Origin of the sequence: Rhodosalinus sp. 5P4 (assembly GCF_041365695.1) — a bacterium.
Classification (GTDB): Bacteria; Pseudomonadota; Alphaproteobacteria; order Rhodobacterales; family Rhodobacteraceae; genus Rhodosalinus.
Window position 1 is genome coordinate 352,197 of the sequence record NZ_JBGFSJ010000003.1, and the last position, 20,411, is coordinate 372,607.

Consider the following 20,411-nt stretch of genomic DNA (forward strand, 5'->3'; position numbering starts at 1 on the left):
GATGGCGACGCCCACCCCCGTCGTCTTCGACCCGTCGCTCGACGCGCCGGCATAGACCGCGTCGCTCTGTGCGTCGGCGGTGTCCGCCGCGCCATCGCGGGTGGGCGCCGCGGAATTCGACGCCGCAGTAAGCGAGACGTCGCCACCGCCGGTGATGGTCGTGGTCGACCCGGTCTCGAGCGCGGCGCGCGTCGTGATGTCCGTGATCGACAGGGCGAAGGAGCCCGCGATGCCGGTATCGACCGAACCGGAGGCGCCCGAGATGGCCGAGGCGCCTGAACCGTGCGTGTCGTCGCCGTCCGACGTCCGCATGCCAGCGGAAAGCGTCACACCGCCCGATCCGACATTCAGCGTCGCGCCGTCCGCGATAGTCGCGGTGTTCGACAGATCGCCCACATTGATCGCCACGGCGACACCTACCGCCGTGCCGCTTCCAGCCGCAGCCGACCCATCGGCGACTGCGTCGGCCTCCATGTTGGCCTCGGTCGTCGCGCTCAGGCCGGTCGCTTTGACCATCACCGCGTCGACGCTCACTTCGGCGTCCGCGTTCGTGACGTTCAGCGCGAGGGCCGCCGCTACGCTCACTCCACCGGTGGAATCGGAGGTGCCCTGGACGGACGTGTCCTTGCCGCCCTTCTTGCCGTTGAGGGGAGTGCTGGATTTAGATCCGGCGAAAGTCTGCTTGTCGTCGGCCTGCTTGTTGGCGTCGTCGCCGGAGCCGTCTGCACCCGCGACCGAAGCAGTCGCCTGCGCAACCGACGAACTGGTGTTCAGCGCCGAGAGCGAAACGCTCCCTTCGCTGTCGACATCCCGGCGCGCCTTCGCGGTCGCGCGGTTGTCCACGAAGGCGAGCGCGATCGCGGCGCCGATCGCCGTTGTACCGCCCACGACATCGCCTCCGGCCAGCGTCAGGCTCTTGCCGGTATGATCCGCGGTCGCGGAGATGTCGCCCGTCGTGACGACCTTCCCGCTATCGCCGAGATCGGTGGTCGTGTCGTTCTCGACGATGGCCAGCGCCACCGCACCGCCGAAGGTCGTGCCATTGCCCGATCCCGAGCCGCTGGTGCCCGCCTTCGACGTCGTCGCATCGGTGTGAGTGCCGGTGGCCTGCAGGGTCAGGACGTCGAGGCCCGCGACCTTCCCGCCCGCATAGGCTGCGGCGTCGAGGGCATTGCCGGAAAGCGCAGCCCGCGTGCTGTTGTCGCCCTTGAAGAGGACGAAGCCCGCCCCGATCCCGAGGCTCGCGGACCCGCCCTTCGTGTCCTCGTTCGGCGTTGCGCTGCTGGTGACGTTGGTGGTGCTGCTCGCGATCAGCGAGAGATCCGCGCCGTTGAACTCGACCACGGCGTCCTGCAGGACGAGGGACTCCACGTCCGTCGTCACGAAGTGTAGCACAAGGCCGCCCGCGATCGCGGTCTTGGACGGATTTCCCGCGCCGGAGACCGCGGTGATGCTGTAGCCGCCCGAGCCGTTCAGCGTGGCCGTCGCCGTGACGCTGCCGGTGTCGTAGACGGTGCCGCCGCCGAGATGCGTGCCCACGTTCGCGTCGACGACACCGATGCCGACCGCCATGCCGATGCCGGTCGCCGTCTCGCCGGTGTTGATGCCGCTGGCCGCCGCGCTCACCGTGTCCGTCTGCGTCGCCGTGAGCGCGACGCTGCCGCCGCCCGCGGTGGAGATGCCGCCGGAGGTGTCCACGAGGACCTTCGTTTCCGGCAGGTAGATCGAGACGACGACCGCGCCCGCGAAGCTCACGTCCCCGCCGTCGGACTCCGCCTTGTCGGTGGTATTGCCGTCCTTGTTCGGATCGGCGAGCCGCTTCTCAGACTCGTTGCCGCCGCCCGCCGATGCATCCGCACCGCCGGCGGTGGAGGTCGCCACGGTCGTGAGCGTGCTGGTCGTCGTGGCACTGAGGGCGACCGAAGCTGGCGCGGTCGTGCCGCCGATGGAGGCCGCATCGCCCAGTTCCACGCCCGTCTCCACGTCGGCGACGGTGACGGCCAGCGTGGCGCCGGCCGTGCCGCCCGATCCGTCCGCAGTGGTGGTCACCACGAGGGTCGTGCCGGCATGGGCATCGACCGTGCCGCCGGCATCGAGCGAGCTCGACCCGAAGATGCCGATGGCGGACTTGGTGAAGAGCGTCGTCACCGCCACGGCCGCGTCGACATCGGTCTGCGTGTCGGACCCGTCCGCATCGTCCTCTCCCGTTACGGTCACGGTCACGGCCGTGTCGAGGTCGATCTTGCCGGCGGCGGTCAGCGAGGCCGACTTGGTGGTGTCGCCATCGGTGCCCAGCCTGATCTTGGCGCTCGGAAGGCCGATCACGATCGACCCGCCAAGCGCGCCGAGCTGCGCGGGCGTGGGCGTCTCGGTGACCAGGGCGGTCGCCGACATGACGATGTCGGAGACGGTGGCCACCACCGCGCCGAGAACGTCGATGACCGCCGCGGGCGCGGCGAGGATGAAGCCGTCGACCGGGCCGGTCGGGATGAGGCCGTTGCCTTCCGCGACGGAGGTGAAGGTCGTCGAGCCGCCGGTGACCGAGCCGCCCTCGGCAACACGGATGTTCTCCGCGTTGACCACCACGGCGCCCGTGGTCGTCAGACTTCCCGCGAAGACGACGGTGTCGAGCCCGTCATCGCCGCCCGCGCCGTCGTCCCCGTTCACCGTGAAGTCCGCGGCGCCCAGGTTTATGGTCCCCTCGACGGTCAGGAGGTCGCCCGCGAGAAACTGGTTCAGGTCGAGCCCGGCGATTTCGGGGACATCCGGCAGAAGATCGGCGAAGACCGTCCCCTGGTCGTTCTTCAGGTTGATCGTCAGGCTGTTCGCGGGCAGATCGAAACTGACCCGCTCGAAGGTCGTGACGCCCTCGTTGTTCGCAACCTCGATCATGGTGCCGATCTGGCGCAGGACCGCGTCGTCGGACACGTCGGAGAGGTGGACGACCACGTCATCGGCCCCGGTGAAGGTCACGGGCTCCAGCCCGGTAAAGTTCAGCGCCGCGCCGTCCACGATCACCGCGCCCGAGGTCGGACCGGTGGCGACGTACTCGACCGTGCCCGCCCCGCCGGTATCCATCGCCAGCGTGTCGAAGCCGGCATCCCCGCCGTCGACGCCGCCGTCGAGACCGCCGCCCGCCGCGACGGTGAACAGATCCTCGGTATCGCCCGCGCCGACCAGGGTCTCGACCGCCTCGAAGCGCAGCCCCTTGACCGTGCCGGCGTTCTGCCCGTCCACGAGCCACTCGGTGTCCTCGGCGGGTCCGAGGAGACTGTCGCTTCCGGCGCCGCCGTCGAAGAGGATGGCCACGCCGGCCGGGAAACCGCCCGCGACGTCCAGCGTCAGGCGATCGGCGCCGTCCGTGCCGACGATGCGCAGTTCCGTCGTCTCGGCCAGCGCCTTCTGGTCCACAAGGTCGCCGGTCTCGTTGTCGTAGATCCGGAACGCGAGCTCGGTCGCGTCGTATTCCAGCGTCCAGCTGGCGCCGCCACTGCCGTCGAGATCGGCCATCGGGATGATGTCGGCGGAGAGGAGGTACCGCGGCTCGAGCGCCTCCATCTTGACCGCCGAGACACGGACGGGAATCCGGCCGCTCTGTATGGCGCGGAAAGTGCTGAGGAAGCGGTGCCGCGAGTCACCCGAGAACCAGGAGTTCCGCGTTCGAGCCCGTCGTACCTCGTCCTGGTCGACCTTCTCTGCCCCAGAGGCAAATGCCTTCGTTCCAAATGGAAAAGCCATGATGCGCGCCTCCCCGCGGGCGAGGGACGGGCCTTGAAAATCGGCACGGATGCGCCCGGCTGCACGCCGAAGACACATCCAAGGTCGTCCCCAGTCCTTTCAAATTATCACAAACTTGAGAGGGCGGACCAAAAAGATTAGATAAGCCTATCGATTGTTTTCTTGACTTAAGGTCAATCGACAATCTTCGTATACAAGATGTGCGCGAATCGGGCGCCGCGGAGGACCGTGAGCGGCGTCTGGAATCGTTGAAGGTACGGTGTCCCGCGTCTGGGACGATCATGCCCGAGACCCTTCTCAGGCAGGCGTGTTCGCGGCGGCATCGATCCGGGTCCGCGCATGCCCGGGCCCGTTCATTCCGTTCCTCCAACGAAGGAGATCAGCCGGTTGATCCGCCGGTCCTGCCGGACGAGATCGTGGCGCGCGCGCGCGTGCACCCGCTCCGCCCGCCGCTGCGCGCGCTGAAACAGGCTCAGCCGGAGACCTATGGCATGGGGCATGCGGGCAAGGCGCTTGCCGACGGGCGCACCGACCACGTCGAGCAGCGTATCCTCGAGCGACAGGATCGTCGACACCGTGCCCGGCTCGCCGCGGCGGCCGGCGCGGCCCGCGAGTTGCCGGTCGATCCGGCCTGCATCGTGGCGTTCGGTGAGGATCACGTGCAGCCCGCCATTGGCGGCGACCTCCGGATCGAGCGCGATATCGACCCCGCGGCCCGCCATGTTGGTGGCCACCGTGATCCGCGCCGTCCGCCCGGCCTCGGCGATGATGCGGGCGCTTTCGTCGACCGTCTCGGCATTCAGCACCTCGTGGGCCAGCCCGGCGGCCTCGAGCGCAACGGAGACCTCGCGCGAGGCCGCCACCGAGCGCGTCCCGATCAGCACCGCACGGCCGCGCCCCGTCTCGCGCCGCGTCTCCTCCACAACGTCGCGCCATTTCCCCGCCTTGCGCCGATGGACGCGCGGCAGCCGGAAGCGCAGCCGCGAGCGTTTGTGCGGCGGGATGCGCACCGTCTCGAGACCGAAGACCGAGCGCAACTCGCCCCGCACCTCCCAGGCGGTTCCGGTCATCCCCGCCAGACGCATGTAGCGACGGAAGAACCTCTGGTAGGTCAGCCGCGCGATCGCGAGGTTCTGACCGGTGATCTCCACCCCTTCCTTGGCCTCGACAAGCTGGTGCAGACCGTCCGACCACGACCGGTCCGGCTGAAGCCGCCCAGTGTACTCGTCGATGATCTGAACCTTTCCGTCGGCGACGAGGTAGTGCTCTCCGTTCCTGAAGATGTGCAGCACCGACAGCGCCTGCTGGACCACTTCCTCCCGGCGGATCGGGCTTTTCCAGATGCCGTCGAGCGCGGCGCACATGAGCCCGATGGTCTCCCGCCCCCCGTCGGTCAGGCGCACGCGACGCTCGTCGCCGTCCACAATGTAGTCCCGGCCCCGGTCGAGCCCGCGCGCGATCTCGAGTGCGACGCCGGTCCCGGCGGCCTCCGCGTCCGGGTCGGTCTGGCGCGAGATGATGAGCGGCGTCCGCGCCTCGTCCACAAGGACGCTATCGGCCTCGTCCACGATGGCGAGGGCGAGGCCGCGCATGACGGGCAGGTATGGCGCGGCCGGCTCCACGATCCGCTGCAGCCGGGCGCGGGTGCCTTGTGGGCCGCCATTGCCGAAGCCGATGCGGTCACGGAGATAGTCGAAGGCGATCTCGCTGTTGGAGGCATAGGCGATATCCATCAGATAGACTTCGCGGCGGGCGTCGGGGCTCATGTCCTCGAGGATGACGCCCGTACGAAGGCCGAGACGGGCATAGACCGGGGCGAGCATCCCGGCATCGCGCTCGGCGAGGTAATTGTTCACCGTGATGACATGCGTGGGAACGCCGGCGAGCGCCGCCGTTGCGGCGGCGAGACCGGCCACGAGCGTCTTGCCCTCGCCGGTCTGCATCTCGATCAGGGAGCCCCTCAACATGGTGAGCGCGCCCCGATGCTGCACTTTCCGCGGCCGCAGACCGAGCTCGCGGAAACTGGCTTCGGCCGCGAGCGCGACCCCGAGACGGCACGCGGCCGCCGTCAGGCCCGTTCGGCGTAGCCGGGCGCGTGCGCCAGCGATCTCCCTGTCGAACCCCGCTTCGTCGAGCGCCGCGAGACGCCGGCAGGTGGCCACGACCGCGGCAACCTGCGCACGGTCCGAAACCGGCGTAATGGCGGCACGCAAGGGCCGTGCCGCCATGCCGATGGCCTGCGCCCCCAACTCGTCCAGCCGGCCCGGGTCGCGATCCTTGCGCTCGGGGTAGAACCGGACCTGCGGCGGCGCGAAGCCCACATATGCGCCCGCGTCGGACAGCGGCTCAGGCCTCTTCGGCCTCCCGCTCCCCCGCCTCCGGCGCATCGCCGTCCTCGGCCGGCGCCCCCGCCGAGGGCGTTTCGGCGAACTGGCCGAGCATGGTCTGGAAATGCCGCTGCGAGAATAGGTGCAGGAAGGTGCATTCCAGCTCGTCGGTCTCGAACATCCGGCGCAACGGCTCGTCCCCGATCTCGCCCAGCTTCTCGCGGTCGACGGTCATGAAGCCCGACAGGGAGCGCCGTTCGCCGCTCGGCAGGTTGAACTGCGCCTGCATGGGCTTGAGAAGCCCCAGATCCATCAGCCGCTTGCAATAGGCCTCCGTCCGGCGGAACTGGCCCTGGTATTCCTGCAGGAAGCGCAGGATGTTCTGCAGGTAGACCGTCTGCTTGCCATCGGCGTCGAACAGCCGCTCGCCACGCCCCTCGCGGTTGCAGCCTTCGTAGTTCTCGTCAATGTTAAGAATGAAGTTCTTGTTGTCCCGGTCGGTCGAGAAGACGAAGGGGTAGCGGCGCACGAAGGCCGGGATGTAGGTTCCCGCCTTCCAGGTGCCGTCGGCTTCCACGAAGAAATTCTCCTGGTCCTTCGCGCCGAGGATGACGGCCGGCATGACCTTGTCCTCGTTCCCTGCGAAGACGATCGGGTAATGCGCCGCCGCCGCCGCGAACTCGACCGCTGTCAGCGGGACCGAGTTGACCTTCGACGCGAAGGCGTAGCTGCCGCCGCTCCGAACGCTCAGGTCGCCGTGTTCCGAGACCGTGACCGGGCAGGCATTCTCGTAGAAGAGCAATTGAGTTGCCATGAAAGTGTCCTCTTCCTTGTCTGGTTGCAGTGTTCTCGTTTCAGAAGCCTGTGTCGAGGGTCGAGAAGTATCTCAGGAATATCCGCGTCGCCGCACGGTAGATCCGGCCGGCCAGGGGCTTCTCTCCATGCGCGAAACGGGCATAGACCCGCTCGCCATAGGCCGGCACGCGCGGAGCGCCGTCGAGCGCGAGATCGAGGTTCAGCACCGCCTCCACGGTCCGAAGTTCATTGGGCGGCGCGGTCGGGTCGAGGGCGAAGCGGCCTCCGCCCTCCGTCGACAGGGCGCGTGAAGGCAACTGCCGCGTCAGACCAGGGGCGGTCCGGGTGATCGACGCCGCATGGACGGTATCGGGGTCCGAAACAAGGCGCACGTGGAGCGCTTCCGTCGATGAGCGCACGAGGTCGGCCTGCGCTTCGGGCACCAGAACGCGCACGACCGGGTCCTCGAAGGCCGCGACCACGGCCAGAAGATCGCCCCGGCGCGCGAAACGGCCGACAAGATCGGTTTCGACGGGGAGGATCACCTGCCCGTCCGACGGCGCCCGGATCACTGTCTCCTCGATGCGCTGCACGATCAGGTCGCGGTCGGCCTCGGCGGCGGTCAACTCCTCTTCCATGATGGCGAGTGCGGCCTGGTCGAACATGTCCTGCGCCGCGATCCGCCGCCGGATCTCCTCGATCCGCGCCTCGAGCACGTCCAGCCGTGCTGCGCTCAGCGGGTCGGAGAGCGTCATCAGCGGCTCGCCCGCGCGCACGGTCTGGCCTTGCGTGACATGGACCGTGTCGATCACGCCCTCGGCCGTGGCGTTCGCATAACCTTCGGGGCGCGGCAGCACGATGCCCGCGGCCACGGTGTTATGCGGCACCGGCACGGCGAGCAGCAACGCCGCCAAGAGGGATGCGCCGATGGCCGTCGCCGCCACCGCGCGGCCGCGCCGCCGGCGCAGCGTCGGACTGGTCAGCACATGCCACAGCCCCTTCAGGATGGGCAGGATCAGCATCAGGAACAGCGCCCAGACCGCCAGCACGATGCCGACCGTGAAGAACCGGGTCGCCACGAGGCCGATGATCGTGAAGGTGATGAAGAGCCGGTAGACATAAGCCGCCACGGCATAGACCACCATCCAGCCGCGCTCGCCCCTCGCGGTCACGGGATTTTCCGCATACGGCGTGCCGAAGACGTATTTCTGGACCAGATAGCCGAGGTAGCGGTTCGCCCGCTGCCCGAGATTGGGGATCTCGATGATGTCGCACAGGACGTAATAGCCATCGAAGCGCAGCAGCGGATTGCCATTGAACAGCAGTGTCGAGATGCCGCCGATGAGCATCACGTTGAAGGCGAAGGCGCGCACCAGCCCCTCCTCCGCGCCGGCCCAGACGATCATCGCGATCGCGGCCAGAAAGATCTCGACGAGGATCCCGGCACCGCCGACCAGCGCGCGCCGCCACTTGCTCTGGAAGGCGATGCTTTCGGAGGCGTCCACGTAGGGCACCGGCATGAAGACGAGGAACATGACCCCGATCTCGTGCACCTCCCCGCCCCAGCGCTTGATCGCGTAGGCATGCCCGAGCTCGTGCACCGCCTTGACCAGCGGGTAGGCGAGCAGGAGCAGAAGGAGGTTTTCCGCCGAAAGCACGCGGTCCACGGCGTTTTCCGTGACGGGCCCGAAATTCAGCGCGAAAAGCACGAGACCGTAGCCCACGACCCCGAAGAAGAGCAGCCAGCCGAACCATGAGAAAAGCGGCCGAACAATGGGAAAGGTCGCGTCGAGAAAGCCGTTGGGGTCGAAGACCGGCAGTCGGAGGGCCAGCGGGTTGATGAGCCCCTTGACGATCTTCTGCCGCTTCGTGCGGCGGCCCCGCTCGGACAGCTCGGCGATGTCGGGCGGCACGTCCCCCGTCAGCACGTCAGCCGAGTGCAGCTGCCCCACCAGTCGGACCAGTTCGTCTTGCGTCACAGCATCGACATCCATCAAGTCGACGGCGTCGCTCCAGATTTCCTCGAGCGCGCGCCGCCCATCCATCATCGCAATCAGGCGATAGGCATCGGGGCGAAACCTGTGGAACCGGCCCGAGGCGCGATCCTGAAGCACATACCAGACATCGCCGCGATAGACGTGGCGGTGGATGCGCGCGTGGCGGCGCAGGCGGGGGCGGAAGCCGGAGACCCGGTACCACGAGGCGCTCGTCCAGGTGCGTTGCCCGCTCATGGGGCCCAGGCCCAGGCCCGCAGCCTGACCCAGTCCACGATATCGTGCAGCACGACCCAGCCGAGCCGACGCTCGTCGATCTCGGTGCGGGCCACGCCCTCCATGCCGGGCCGCAGCTTGTCGATGTTGCCGCCGAACTCCGCCTCCACGCGGAAGAAGTTCCGCCCGTCGCCCTGCTGCGCGAGTGGCGTGATCCGCGCGACGGTGTAGTCCAGCGGCATCTCCGGGAAGGCGGCGAGGCGCAGCCTGCCCTCCTGCCCCGGCTCGATCGAGCGGATATCGGCCTCCCCGATCTCGAGGACCACGCGGAACCCGTCGAGCGGCGCGATGGTGAAGAGTGTCTCGCCCCGCTCGACCGAGGCGCCGACGGCCTGCGAGAGGTCGCCCTCGACTACGTAGCCGTCGAAGGGCGCGGTGATGCGGGTGCGGGAGAGCTGTTCGTCGATCAGCGCGATCTGCGCCTCGGTCTGCTCGATCTGCGCCCGCACGATATTGGCCTCGGCCGGATCGCGTTCCGCGATCGCCCGGTCCAGCTCGCGCGAGGACTGGCTGAGCGACGTGGCCAGGCGCAGCCGTTCGAGCGAGAGGTCCGACTCGTCGAGAACCGCGAGCACGTCCCCCTCGGCGACCAGATCCCCCGCCCGCGCCCGCTGCGCCGCCAGATAGCCGTTGAAGGGCGCGACTAGGCTTCGCTGGATGGTTCCCTCCAGCCGGGCCGGCGCGCTGATCGAATAGTCCACCGTGGTGAACCACATGACGACGGCAAGCCCGGCCGCGGCCAAGACAGCCAGCTTCGCACCAAAATGCGACGGGCCCAGAAGCGCCTTGGCGTAATGAAGCAGCGAGGCGCCGATCTTTCGGGGTAGCCAGCGATTGGCCAGCCGGCGATCCTCGATGATCGGGCCGGCGATGCTGGCGACGCCATCGGCCACCTCGATGTCGCGCACGCCGAAGGGATGGCCCTCGCGCCGCTCGAAGGTCAGAGCGCCGACGATCTCGTCATTCGACTTGAGCGGGATCGTAAGGACGTTCTCGACCCCGTGAGACTTCGCCAGATCCTCGTGCGCGAGCGCAACACGGAAATCCCAGTCCTCGGGCGCCGGGTAGAGGATCACCGCCTCCTGGTCCATCGCCTCGGTCATCGCGTGGGCCACTTCGCGGATGAGGTTGGCCCGGCGTCCGAAACTCGCCGCGCTCGACACCGCCTGCACGCGCACCCCTCGCCCCTTGCGCAGGCCGAGGCTGACCGTCTCGCAATCGAGCCGCCGCGCGAGTTCGGTGACCAACGCCGAGGCGGCCTCGTCCAGCCGCGGCCGCTCCAGAAGCGTCGCCAGCGCGTCGAAGGCGACCGTGATCCGCTCGCGCAGGTCGCCGTCCTTCACGTCGTTTTCCCGGCGCAACAGGATCTCGACCCAGGCTGCGCCCCACTGGATGCGGCGGAACAGGACCGTGGTCGCCGCGGCGGATCTCGGCACCTGGAAGGCCACTGCGCCGAAGCGACCGTCGAGCGCTGCCAGCGGATGCGCGAGCACGCGGCTGTCGGTACCCTCGCCCAGCACGACGCTCTGTCCGCTCTTCAGCGCTTCGTTCGCCGCCTCGGCCAGCCGTGCGTCGACGGCGCTGCCGACCGGCCAAGCCGCCACGGGTTCGTATGCGTCCCGCTCGGGGCTGTCCGAGGCCAGAAGCAGGCCCGTCGCCATGCCGTCGATCTGTCGGGCGAGGATGCCGAGCCATGCCTCGAGATACTGACCGGCGGTCTCGGCGTACTGAAAGCGGGTCCAGAGGGTCTGGTCGAGAACGGCGTAGGACACCGGCGCCGTCGCATCGGACGGCTCCGCCGGAGTATTTTGCCGGGTATCGCTCAAAAGCCGTCCCTTCCGCTGACGGCACCTCGGCGAGGGTCCGCCAGAACTTCGGCAAAAAACATCGCCAGTGATGCAAATTACCGGCCGACCGCCGAATCACCGATAATGATCATCTTTACAGCGATCTGCGAATTTTCAAAGCGAGACGATGATGCAAGCCGGATCGGGGCGAACGGATTTCGGGTCACGAGGATCACGATCCCAATCCGACGGCGGACACGGATATCGGGCACCGCGCGGCCGGTCGCCCGAGGGATGAAACATGCGCTTGGGCGTTTGGATTGTTCCGTCCCGCGCCCTGTGAATGGTTGTCGTGGGGACATCGCTTGACTCAGGCGCGCTCGTGAAGTTCGCAGCCATATGAGCCGCGCTCACCGAGGTCGCTCCTAGAACCGGGGCCGCGCCTAACGTAGAAACCACACATTTCGTGATTGACCAATGCGCGGAGAAACCGCACGAAAGCTGGCACAACGCCCCTGCATGTGCGGCGTGTTTCTTGGCTTCGCTCCGCGGCGGTGCCGCCGCCGAGGTGGTCGGCGCGCTGCTCTCCCGAGGGCTGATCGCCGAGACGACGACCGACAGTCGGCCCAAAGCCGACGCCGCCCTCAACCGGATCTGGCGCAACGACGAGGACGGCAACGCAATCCTCCTGCACATCACCGACGCGGGCCTCGTCGCCATCGGCGTCGAGCCGGAGGGCGGCGACAGCGCGCCCACGGACGCCGACGCGGCGCCGAGCGCGGAGGCCCCGCAGGACGGCCCCGCCGAAGCCGACCCCGCCCCCAAGGCGCGCACACCGCGCACGGGCACCAAGCAGGCGGAGCTGATCGAGATGCTCCGCGCCGAGGGCGGCGCGACCATCGAGGAGATAGTTGCGGCCCTCGACTGGCAAGCTCACACGGCTAGGGGCGCCATGTCCGGCGCGCTGAAAAAGAAGCTCGGCCTGACCATCACCTCCGAGAAGGTCGATGGCCGAGGACGCTGCTACCGCGTCGCAGAGTGACTGCCCTCAAGGCGTGTCGCCCGGTTAAACGTCAGGCGGCACGGGCCGGTTACGCTTTTTTCATTTGTTTCGATTATTTCACTTGAGGGGCGCCGCGCCTCTCGCTATCTAACCTCATGTGACCGACCCGAATGGAGGCCGACATGGAGAACGCTGCCGAAGTGATTGACCTGACGCGCCGGCTTCCGACGCGCGAGGAGATTGCGAGCGCGGCGGAGGCTGCGACCGCGCTCGCCAACGCGCGCGCCGAGAACGGTGCCCTCGAGATCCGGGGCGACGACGGCGAACCTGTCCGGCTGGCGCCGGCGCTGGCCAATATCATGATCGACCTTCTCGGCCACGTATCGCGCGGCGACATGGTCACCCTCGTTCCGACCGGCGCCATGCTCACAACCCAGCAGGCCGCCGACATCCTGGACGTGTCACGCCCATACCTCAGCAAGTTGCTGAAGGAGGGCGAGATCCCGTTCATCCCTGTCGGCTCGCATCGCCGTGTGATGCATGCCGACCTGATGGCCTACAAGGAGCGGCGGGATGCCGCTCGCACGGCGGCGCTGGACGAGCTTGCGCGGCTCGGGCAGGACTTCGACGCCTCTTGAGGTACGTCGCCGACCGTTTCGTCGTCATCCTCGATGCGAACGTCCTGTTTCCGTTCCGGAAGCGGGACGTTCTCTTGCGCTTCTCGCATGCCGGTCTCTTCCGGGCGCGATGGTCGGGCGAGATCCTCGACGAGTGGACCCGCAACCTGCTGGCTCTGAAGCCTCACCTCGAGGACAGCATCCGCGCGCAGCAACGGGCGATGCAGGACCACTTCCCCGAAGCGCTTGTCACCGGCCACGAGCCGCTGGTTGCAGCGCTCGATCTTCCTGACCCGGACGACCGACATGTGCTGGCTGCCGCCATTCAATGCGGCGCCCAGCACATCGTGACTGACAATCTCGCGGATTTTCCCGCCGAGAGGCTGGAGCCCTACGACATCGAGGCCATCGACGCGGACGAGTTCCTGTCGCGCACCTTCGATCTCTATACCGCCGAGGCGCTGGCCGTTCTCCGCGAGCTTCGCGCCATCTACAGGAACCCGCCGTATTCTCCGCCAGAGTTCGTCCTGGACCTGACCGCCAAGGGGCTTCCCAAGCTGGCGGCACGCGCCCGCCAGAGTCAGCCGTTTCTCTGAACGAGCACGCGCTGGGCGGATTCCACTGGTCCGGAGTCCACTGGAGGCAGGGTGGACTCCGGATCCACCGCGGAATCCACCTTCGCGACCGCACGAACTCCAATGATCTTTGGGCTTTCCAGCGCTCCGCTGGACTCCTGCTTCCGGGGTGGCTTCCCAAAAAATCGGCCCTGTCGCTGGCGATATTGCGCGCTGCGCCCTCCCCTATACACAATCGCCCGGAAGGAACCAGAAACTTCAACGGGTTAGCGGGTGGACCCCGACTGGACCCCGGAGCGGAGTCCGGGGTCCAGCAGGGAATCCGGTCACGGCTCCGGCGCGTCCGTCGTACGGTTTCTCGGACCATACAGCTTCTCGCCCAGCTGTCGGACCAGTTCCCGCTCGGGCCAGCTCAGACGCTCATCGTCGATGGAGACGGCGAGCACGCCCTGGTCGCGCCAGCCGTCGCATTTTACGCGGTCCGGATCACGGCGATCGCCACCGTAGCCCGGAGGATGCCACCGCATGGTCTTCATGTCTGCCCTCCTTCCGACTTTTCCTTTTCTGACTTGAGCAATCCGGCGGGAACGTCTGCCGGCTGCGTCACCCCATCGGAAGGTGAGCCGTCGCCTTGGTCTTTTTCAGCAAATGCGTCGCCGAGGTGCGCGGCACGGCGACGGCCGAGGCGCCGGCCATGCTCGCGGCGTGCCTCGCTCACCGGACCGGCCCACGGATTCCTGCCCATCCGGAACGGCCAGCTCGGGCAGTCCAAGGCCGTGCAGAGCCGCACCTCCCGCGCCGAGCCGTTGCAGCAATCGAGGCATTTCAGCCGCAGGGCGCGCAGCGGCGAGACACGGGCGTGGCCCAGCCGTTCCAGCTCGCCAGCGGACATGGTGCGAGGATCGCGGCCGACGTCGTAGCCGTCCTGGCACTCGAGGCCGATGTGGCGATGCTGGCTCATGCCCGCCCCTCCTGCCGTTCCCGTTCCATGGCGGCTCGGGCCTGCTGGGCCCGGCGACGGTCGCGGTCGTTGGCGAGGTCGATCCGGCTCTCGCCGGTCTCGCGACCGATATGGCTGCCCTTGCCGTGGCGGGCCCAGGCGATGAAGGCGTTGCCGATCCTGCCGTGGAGCGCGATCAGGGAGCTCTGGCTGGCGAGCGAGATGAGCGGCGCGAGATGGCGGGAGAGGAAGGGCAGCCAGTCCGCGGGGTTCGGGACGATGACATGCTCGACGAAGGAGAGCGGCGTCTCGATCAGCACGAAAAAGCCGTGGATCTCGCTCGGCCAGAACCGGATCTCGAGGGCGCCGCCCAGCATGCCCTCTTCGGTCAGGAGCTTATGCTCGCAGTCGAGCACGCGGTCGAAGGCCCGGTGGAAATCCACGCGTTCGGTCTCGCAGAGCCGTTCGGCCTCGCGGTACCAGTCGGGCAGGTCCGTGTCGTGGAAGCGGCCGGCGTCGTAGAGGCGGATCCTGTCGTAACTCATGCCTCGGTATCCTCTTCTGGTTGGGGGTGGTGGGGGTGGCGCAGGGCGGCGGGCTTCGCGGCCTCCAGCCGGGCGGACAGCGCATCGAGCGCGGCCCGGCGCGCGGCGAGCACGACCTGCATGCTGGCGGTCAGGCGGAATGCGAGGGTGTCGAGGCGCGCGGCGTCTGCGGGGTTGGGTGCGTCGGCTTCGGCACCTGCGATGGCCCGCATCTCGAAGCTGGCGAGCGGCCCGAGGCGGTTGGTGAGCCAGGCTTCCGGATCGGGGATGCTGCAGAGATCGACGCGGGCGGTCCGGGCGCGATGGCCGGGACCCTCCGGGCGGTAGGTCACCTCCGCGGAGGAAGGGGACATTCTGCTATTATAGAGGTCTCTATAATAGTCATTTGTCCCCTTCCTCTGGCCGTCCTTCTTCGCGGCCTCCCGGGTCGGCCAGAGCTCCGGAAAGCAGGCGGCCATGTCAGCCGCGTTCTCGAGCACGATGCCGGTCAGCGCCATCAGGTCGCGCCGGGCCGGGCGGAGGTCGGACCACGGCACGAGCGTATCGACGGTGACCGGCAGGACCACGTCCGTGAGCAGGTCGATCTCGAGCGGAGCGGTGGCGGTGCGGTTGACGCCGCGCCCGCGCCCCATCGCCTGGATCAGCTCGCCCTCGCAGATGCTCCAGCGCACGGCCTCGGCAATGGGATCGGCGTGTTCCTCCGTCGCGAGCGGCGCGGTGCGGGCGCCGGTGAGCCGGATGCGGCGTTCGACCATGGGATACCACCAGCCCGCATCCTCCGGGTTCGGCGTGGACACGCGGCCGGTCAGCACCGTGGCGATCAGTTCGACCGTGCGGGGCGCGGGCAGCGTGCGGCCGAGCACGACCATGCCGCCGATCCCGCCCCAGCGGTCGAGCCCACTCAGCGCGTTGAAATGCACCGCCTCGACCCGGGGCGGCAGGCCGGCCGACCTGAGCGCATCGATGGCGGCCTTCTGGCCCACCACCAAGAGATCGATGGCCTGGCCCGGGCGATGGCACTGGCGCGCGCGGAGGTCGATCCAGGCCCGGAGATCGCGGAGCCTGCTCGCGGCAGCCTTCCGGTCCCGCTCGGGCGCGTCGGCGGCAGGCGTCAGGGCGCGGGCCGAGGTCGGGCTGCCGGTCACCTGACGGACGCGGACATGCGGCTGGCGCGCGGCGACGGGTGTGCCGATGTCGATCCTCGGCAGGTAGGTCTGGACCAGTTCCGGGCGCAGCGTGGCGTCGAGATGCAGGATCGGCGCGCCAGCGGCCCAGCCTTTCCTTAGTGTGCTGCGCCAGCGCAGGCGCAGCGCCCGGACGGAACCCGCCTCGGTCATCTCGTGGACGAGTTCCGCACCGGCGGCGTCATGGCCGTTTTCGAGCGCTTCGGCGAGGATCAGCCAGAGCGTGGCGCAGCGTCCTGGCGGTGCCCATGGCTCGCCCGCAGGCGGCAGGACCGCCTCGATGCGCTTGCGCCGCTCTACCGGCGACATGCCAGGGCGGAGACCGGCATCGCGCATCCGGCGGCGTTCCAGCGTCGCGGCGTGGCGGCAGTCTTCCGGGGTGAGACCGACTGCTTCCAACAGACCGAGGCGGAGCGGACCGGGCTCCGTGACCCGCAGCGCCTTGCAGAGCCGTTCGCGCGCGGCGATCAGGTCGGCGGTGGCGCCGACATCCATCTTTCCCTTGCCGTTGTAGCAGGTGAGCGAGGTGCGGCCGGGCTCGAGCCCGTCCTGTGTCAGCGTGGCCTTGCCGTCGAGACCGCGCTGGCCCGACTGCCAGAAGGCCTCGTCGATGACGAGCAGCCCGACCTCGCCGATGGCCTGCGGCTTCATGTGGAAAAGGCTGTCATGGGCGCAGACGATGACCTGCGCCGCCTTCGCCAGCGGCTTCTGGCGCTGGTAACCGCACCCGTGGAACCAGGGGCAGTGAAGCAGCTCCGCGCCGTTCCTGACCTTGCAGCAGCTCTGTTCGACCGGGTGCTCGATCTCGAGCGCGTCGAAGGTGGCCTCGGTATCGAGGCACATGAGCCGGTCGGGATTGTCGTCGGTGGGATCGGGCGCGGTGCGGCCCTTCCAGAGCATGGCGCTGAGGCCGAGCGCCTTGAAGGCCGCGACCTGCTCGGCGCCAAGATCGTGCCGCGGGACGGCGTAGACGACCTTGCGCTTGCCGAGTCCGCCCGCGGCGATCAGCTCGGCGATGGCGGCGCGCGCGCTCGAGGTCTTGCCGAGACCCACGTCGACCGGCAGGCCGAGGAGCGGCGGCAGGGCCGCCCGTGCGACGATGTTGAAATCCAGCGGGTCGCGGTCCGCGTCGGGGTTCTTCGCTTCCTCCTGCGCCGCCTCGACCGCCGCCCAGTAGTCGGGGATTGCAGTCATGAAACTGGCGATGGCCTCGGCCAGGCTCGCGCGGGCCTCGTCGGGCGTGAGGGTCGGCGCGGGATAGGTTGGCGGCGGCGGCGGGATCCGCGCCGCACTGGCCACCAGCGCCGCGACGGCGTCCGGGCCCTCGGCGCAGAACAGGTCGTTGGCGTCGCCCGGGCTCTCCGGCACGGCGAGGCGGCCGTCGACGGCGAGTGCGACCTTGCGGGCCGCGTCGACGCCAGGATTGGTATCACGGTCAGGCTTCGCGTCGTTGTCAGCGAAGAGGACGAGATCGGCGTCCGGGAACCGCGCCCGCAGCGCCTCGGCCACCGGCATCAGGTTGCCCGCGTCCATCGCCGCGATCACGGTATGGCCCGTGGCGATGTGCAGGCTCGCGCCAGTGGCCCAGCCCTCGCAGATCAGGACGGGGCCGGTGCATTCCTCGAGCGGCGCGGGCTCGGCGCCCACCACCGCGAAATGCCCCTTCTTGACCCCACCGGCCAGGAAGCGCTTGGCCCCGTCCGGTGCGATGGTCTCGAGACTGTGGATCCGGCCGCCGATGTCCTGCAATGGCACGACGAGCCGGCGGCTCGCGTCCATGCGCAGGGCGAGCGACGCTGCCTGCTTGGCGACCAGATAGGGATGATCCTCCGGGGCGGGACGGGCGCTGGTCCAGATGCGGGCAGCGCGCTCGGCAGCCTCGTCCGCCGGGTTTGGCGCGGGCGCGGCATCGTCATCGGGGTTGCTCTCGGGCGGCGGCGCAGCGCCCAGCGCCGTTGGTGACTCGCCCGGATCGTTTGCGGGCGTTGCGCCTGGTGTCGTTCGCTGACGAGCTGGCCTAGGCAGCGCCGCCATGCCGATCCGGTCGGCGATCCAGTCAGTCGCATCCTCACGGGCCATGCCGAGGTCACGGCCGACGAGGTCGGAGAACCAGCCGCCCCGGCCTTCCTCGTGGTCGAACCACATCCCCGCCCGCGCGCCGGAAATGACGACCGAAAGGCTGCCCTTGCGGCCCCAGCGCCATTCCTGGCCCGCCCGAAAGGTCGGCTTGCCCAGAAGCTCCATTGCCAGCTCCGGCACGCGGGCGCGCAGCTCCGCATCGAAGGCCCGCCAGTCCCGCCCGCTCATCGCCGCCCCCGCGGAACGGGCGCATGCACGCCAGTCGGCCGGTGGGCCGAGGCGGCAGGGCGCAGGAGGTGGCGGAAACGGGCGGACACGGGGGCTGGGGAACCGGATTAGGGCGTTGTTGCCCCCGGTTCTGCCGCCCATCAGGCCGCCCTCGCGACGTCGGAACCGGTCCGCCCGGCTACAGAGCGTAGCGCCGGAAAGGGGTGAACCCTTCCGGCAAGGCATTGAAATCACGTCAGATCATGGGTGGACCCCAACGGGTAAAATGACCAATCCGGAGCGCTCCTGGCAGCCGTGCCCGATCAGAGGGTGGAACAGGCGCTCATGCGAACGGGGTGAACGGTTCCGCCATTCATCGGGAAGCCGACGCCGTGGGCTCACCCCTTGGAGTTGGCCATTGTCAGTGTTGTTCGGGATCCTTCGGTGGACCAAATGCCGCCAGCCGGCGCGGCAGGTCCGAGCGGCTGTGCAGCACGTCCACCACGATCACCAGGTCCGGCATCTCGACGAACACGATGAAATGCTGCCCCGCCCGCGTGACACGCAGGTCTTCCGGCAGGTCGGGATCGATCAGGCGGCGGCAATCCTGCGACGGTGCCTCACCCGACGCGATGGCGGCGCAGCGCGCGATGAGGTCCGCCTCATAGGCCTCGGCCTGGCGCGGCCCGAAGGTCTCCAGCGTCCAGCGCGCGATCTCGACGAGCGACCGTTCCGCCTGCCGCGTCAGCCGCCAGGGCTTCGGCATCAGGACGCGGTGCGCGCGGCAGCAAAGGCCCTGCGGATCGCGTCCTCACCGGTGCCCTCGGCGAGCACACCCGAGCGTGCCTCCTCGAGCCCCGCGGCGAGCCGGTCCCGCAAGGCAGTCATCTCTGCCTCCTCGCGTTCCAGCAGGCGAAGTCCGGCGCGCAGCGCCTCCGACGCATTCTGGTAGCGGCCATCGGCAATCAGCCGGTCGATCAGGTCGGTCTGGCTGTCGGTCAGGACGACGTTGCGGGTCGGCATTGGCATCTCCTCTGGGCGCATTGGCAATATATGCCAATGAGGGTCATGTGTCGACCAGTTGCCGTCTCCCGCGTCAGCCGGTCTGCCGCGGATCGGGCCCCAGCACCCGCTTCGCTCCACCACGCTGTGCCGAGGGCAGCCGGATCAGCGTGGCCATGGCGTCGGCAAGCTTGTTGGACACCGGCTCGCCCTCGATCTGCTGCTCGAGGAACCAGTCGACGAGGCAGTCCTTTTTGCCCTGGTCCTCGGCCGTGATCCCGAACCTTGCGATCGCCGCTTGCATCAGGTCGAGGTAGGGCGTCGTATACGGCACCGCGTCCATGCCCGCCGCCGGTCGGACCTCGGGTACAAAGTCCAGCCAGATCGCCTTCACGAGGAAGCGCGGCATGCGGATGTCGATGAACTCCCAGTCCCGCGCCGTGAGTCGATCGGAGAAATACCTGCCCTCCCGCCACTGCTCGGGCCGAATGCTGGTGTGATAGCCTGAGTGCAGGCCGAACCCGCTGCTGCTGCCGTAGCCCCAGCCGTTCGGGCGCTCCTCCGTGTACCGGCCCTGCGCAATGAGATCGCCGTCCCGCAACGCGACCAGCAACTCGTTCTCGGCCTCCCCCTTCCAGGCGATCGTCGGATCTTGAGGCGGGTTCCAGTGGTTGTGCGCGGGCACAGGCTTCGGCGGTGCCTTGGCCGCCTCGGCTGCGCGCCGCGCGACCGTCACATTCTGCACATGGGCCAAGGCCTCTGCAAAACTCCATTGGGTACGGTCGAGCGATTGCAGCGACATCTGCGGCCTCGTGATTCATGCTGGATGACATGAACATAATGGGAACGCCCGAACCCCTCAACCCATTCCGATGTTGGATGGGTGGAGGGGTTCACCCTTTCCGGAGGGGCACGGGTTGACCGGTTCCGAGGTCGCGGGCGGCGGCGCGATGCGGCACCGATGGGCCATGATGTTCGATCCCGGTCCCATCCGTCGCCCCAATCCGCTCGCCCCCTCGGTGATGAGGGGCACGCGAACCGTCAAGAGATTGGTCGCGCGGCCATCTGGCAGGGTGAAATCTCTGATATGATGCACCAAAACCATCTGATCCGAATAAGAGCCGGCAGCAGAGCGGAGCCTCGCTTCATTTGCGAGCTGATTAATTCGCCTGTAGGTCAGGAATACTTTCAGTCTCGCGCAAAGAGTTCCAGCGGCTTGAACACGATCAATTCGACCGTTGTTCGCGAATTTCAATTTCCGCTGCCATGTATTGAAACTCAAAGACACGAGCTCACAAAGCTTGATCAGATTTCCGCCAGTGCGGCGAACATCGAAGAACGC

The 20,411-nt window shown here is 68.3% G+C and carries 15 protein-coding genes (1 of these 15 only partly in view); 3 read left to right on the forward strand and 12 right to left on the reverse strand.

What is annotated here, in order from left to right; genetic code table 11:
• The 5 genes from AB6A69_RS07170 to AB6A69_RS07190 all read right to left on the reverse strand — a co-directional run.
• Positions 1-3,816, reverse strand: partial view of an LEPR-XLL domain-containing protein gene (locus AB6A69_RS07170; protein ID WP_371060251.1) — the beginning only. The gene continues 25,302 nt to the left of window position 1, outside the view; 3,816 of the gene's 29,118 nt are visible here — the first part of the coding sequence; it begins with the start codon at positions 3,814-3,816; its stop codon lies beyond the left edge, outside the window.
• Between the two features lie 275 nt (positions 3,817-4,091).
• Positions 4,092-6,059 carry a hypothetical protein gene (locus AB6A69_RS07175; RefSeq protein WP_371060252.1) on the reverse strand — a complete coding sequence of 656 codons (1,968 nt, stop codon included), beginning with the start codon at positions 6,057-6,059 and terminating at the stop codon, positions 4,092-4,094.
• 25 nt (positions 6,060-6,084) lie between these two features.
• Positions 6,085-6,879, reverse strand: coding sequence for a SapC family protein (locus AB6A69_RS07180; protein WP_371060253.1), 795 nt, complete (start codon positions 6,877-6,879; stop codon positions 6,085-6,087).
• 40 nt (positions 6,880-6,919) lie between these two features.
• The gene (locus tag AB6A69_RS07185) at positions 6,920-9,091 is read right to left on the reverse strand and encodes an HlyD family efflux transporter periplasmic adaptor subunit (protein ID WP_371060254.1); all 2,172 of its coding nucleotides are present in this window, start codon (positions 9,089-9,091) and stop codon (positions 6,920-6,922) included.
• Positions 9,088-10,902, reverse strand: coding sequence for an HlyD family efflux transporter periplasmic adaptor subunit (locus AB6A69_RS07190; protein WP_371060255.1), 1,815 nt, complete (start codon positions 10,900-10,902; stop codon positions 9,088-9,090). Before AB6A69_RS07190 ends, AB6A69_RS07185 begins: the two co-directional genes overlap by 4 nt.
• A 550-nt stretch (positions 10,903-11,452) precedes the next feature.
• Between AB6A69_RS07190 and AB6A69_RS07195 the strand changes: the two genes are divergently transcribed.
• The 3 genes from AB6A69_RS07195 to AB6A69_RS07205 all read left to right on the forward strand — a co-directional run bounded on the left by AB6A69_RS07195 (position 11,453) and on the right by AB6A69_RS07205 (position 13,133).
• Positions 11,453-11,959 (forward strand): DUF3489 domain-containing protein, encoded by a 507-nt coding sequence (locus AB6A69_RS07195; RefSeq protein WP_371060256.1) that lies wholly within the window; start codon positions 11,453-11,455, stop codon positions 11,957-11,959.
• A 143-nt stretch (positions 11,960-12,102) separates the two neighbouring features.
• Positions 12,103-12,558 (forward strand): helix-turn-helix domain-containing protein, encoded by a 456-nt coding sequence (locus AB6A69_RS07200; RefSeq protein WP_371060257.1) that lies wholly within the window; start codon positions 12,103-12,105, stop codon positions 12,556-12,558.
• Positions 12,555-13,133 (forward strand): PIN domain-containing protein, encoded by a 579-nt coding sequence (locus tag AB6A69_RS07205; RefSeq protein ID WP_371060258.1) that lies wholly within the window; start codon positions 12,555-12,557, stop codon positions 13,131-13,133. The genes AB6A69_RS07200 and AB6A69_RS07205 overlap by 4 nt, the downstream gene beginning before the upstream one ends.
• A 305-nt stretch (positions 13,134-13,438) precedes the next feature.
• On the opposite strand, the gene AB6A69_RS07210 is transcribed toward AB6A69_RS07205, so the two are convergent.
• From AB6A69_RS07210 to AB6A69_RS07240, 7 genes are all read right to left on the reverse strand, one after another.
• Entirely contained in the window at positions 13,439-13,639 is a 201-nt protein-coding gene (locus AB6A69_RS07210; RefSeq protein WP_371060363.1) for a hypothetical protein, read from the reverse strand.
• Positions 13,640-13,644: 5 nt separating this feature from the next.
• Positions 13,645-14,073 carry a hypothetical protein gene (locus AB6A69_RS07215; RefSeq protein WP_371060259.1) on the reverse strand — a complete coding sequence of 143 codons (429 nt, stop codon included), beginning with the start codon at positions 14,071-14,073 and terminating at the stop codon, positions 13,645-13,647.
• On the reverse strand, positions 14,070-14,597 hold the full coding sequence (locus tag AB6A69_RS07220) for a hypothetical protein (protein ID WP_371060260.1): 528 nt from the start codon (positions 14,595-14,597) through the stop codon (positions 14,070-14,072). Before AB6A69_RS07220 ends, AB6A69_RS07215 begins: the two co-directional genes overlap by 4 nt.
• Positions 14,594-18,088 carry a toprim domain-containing protein gene (locus tag AB6A69_RS07225; protein ID WP_371060261.1) on the reverse strand — a complete coding sequence of 1,165 codons (3,495 nt, stop codon included), beginning with the start codon at positions 18,086-18,088 and terminating at the stop codon, positions 14,594-14,596. The genes AB6A69_RS07220 and AB6A69_RS07225 overlap by 4 nt, the downstream gene beginning before the upstream one ends.
• A 400-nt stretch (positions 18,089-18,488) precedes the next feature.
• Positions 18,489-18,833, reverse strand: a complete 345-nt coding sequence (locus AB6A69_RS07230) for a type II toxin-antitoxin system RelE/ParE family toxin (RefSeq protein ID WP_371060262.1) — start codon at positions 18,831-18,833, stop codon at positions 18,489-18,491.
• Positions 18,833-19,090: a type II toxin-antitoxin system ParD family antitoxin gene (locus tag AB6A69_RS07235; RefSeq protein ID WP_371060263.1), complete on the reverse strand. Its 258-nt coding sequence runs from the start codon at positions 19,088-19,090 to the stop codon at positions 18,833-18,835. Before AB6A69_RS07235 ends, AB6A69_RS07230 begins: the two co-directional genes overlap by 1 nt.
• A 73-nt stretch (positions 19,091-19,163) precedes the next feature.
• Positions 19,164-19,871: a hypothetical protein gene (locus AB6A69_RS07240; RefSeq protein WP_371060264.1), complete on the reverse strand. Its 708-nt coding sequence runs from the start codon at positions 19,869-19,871 to the stop codon at positions 19,164-19,166.
• Between the last annotated feature and the right edge of the window lie 540 nt (positions 19,872-20,411).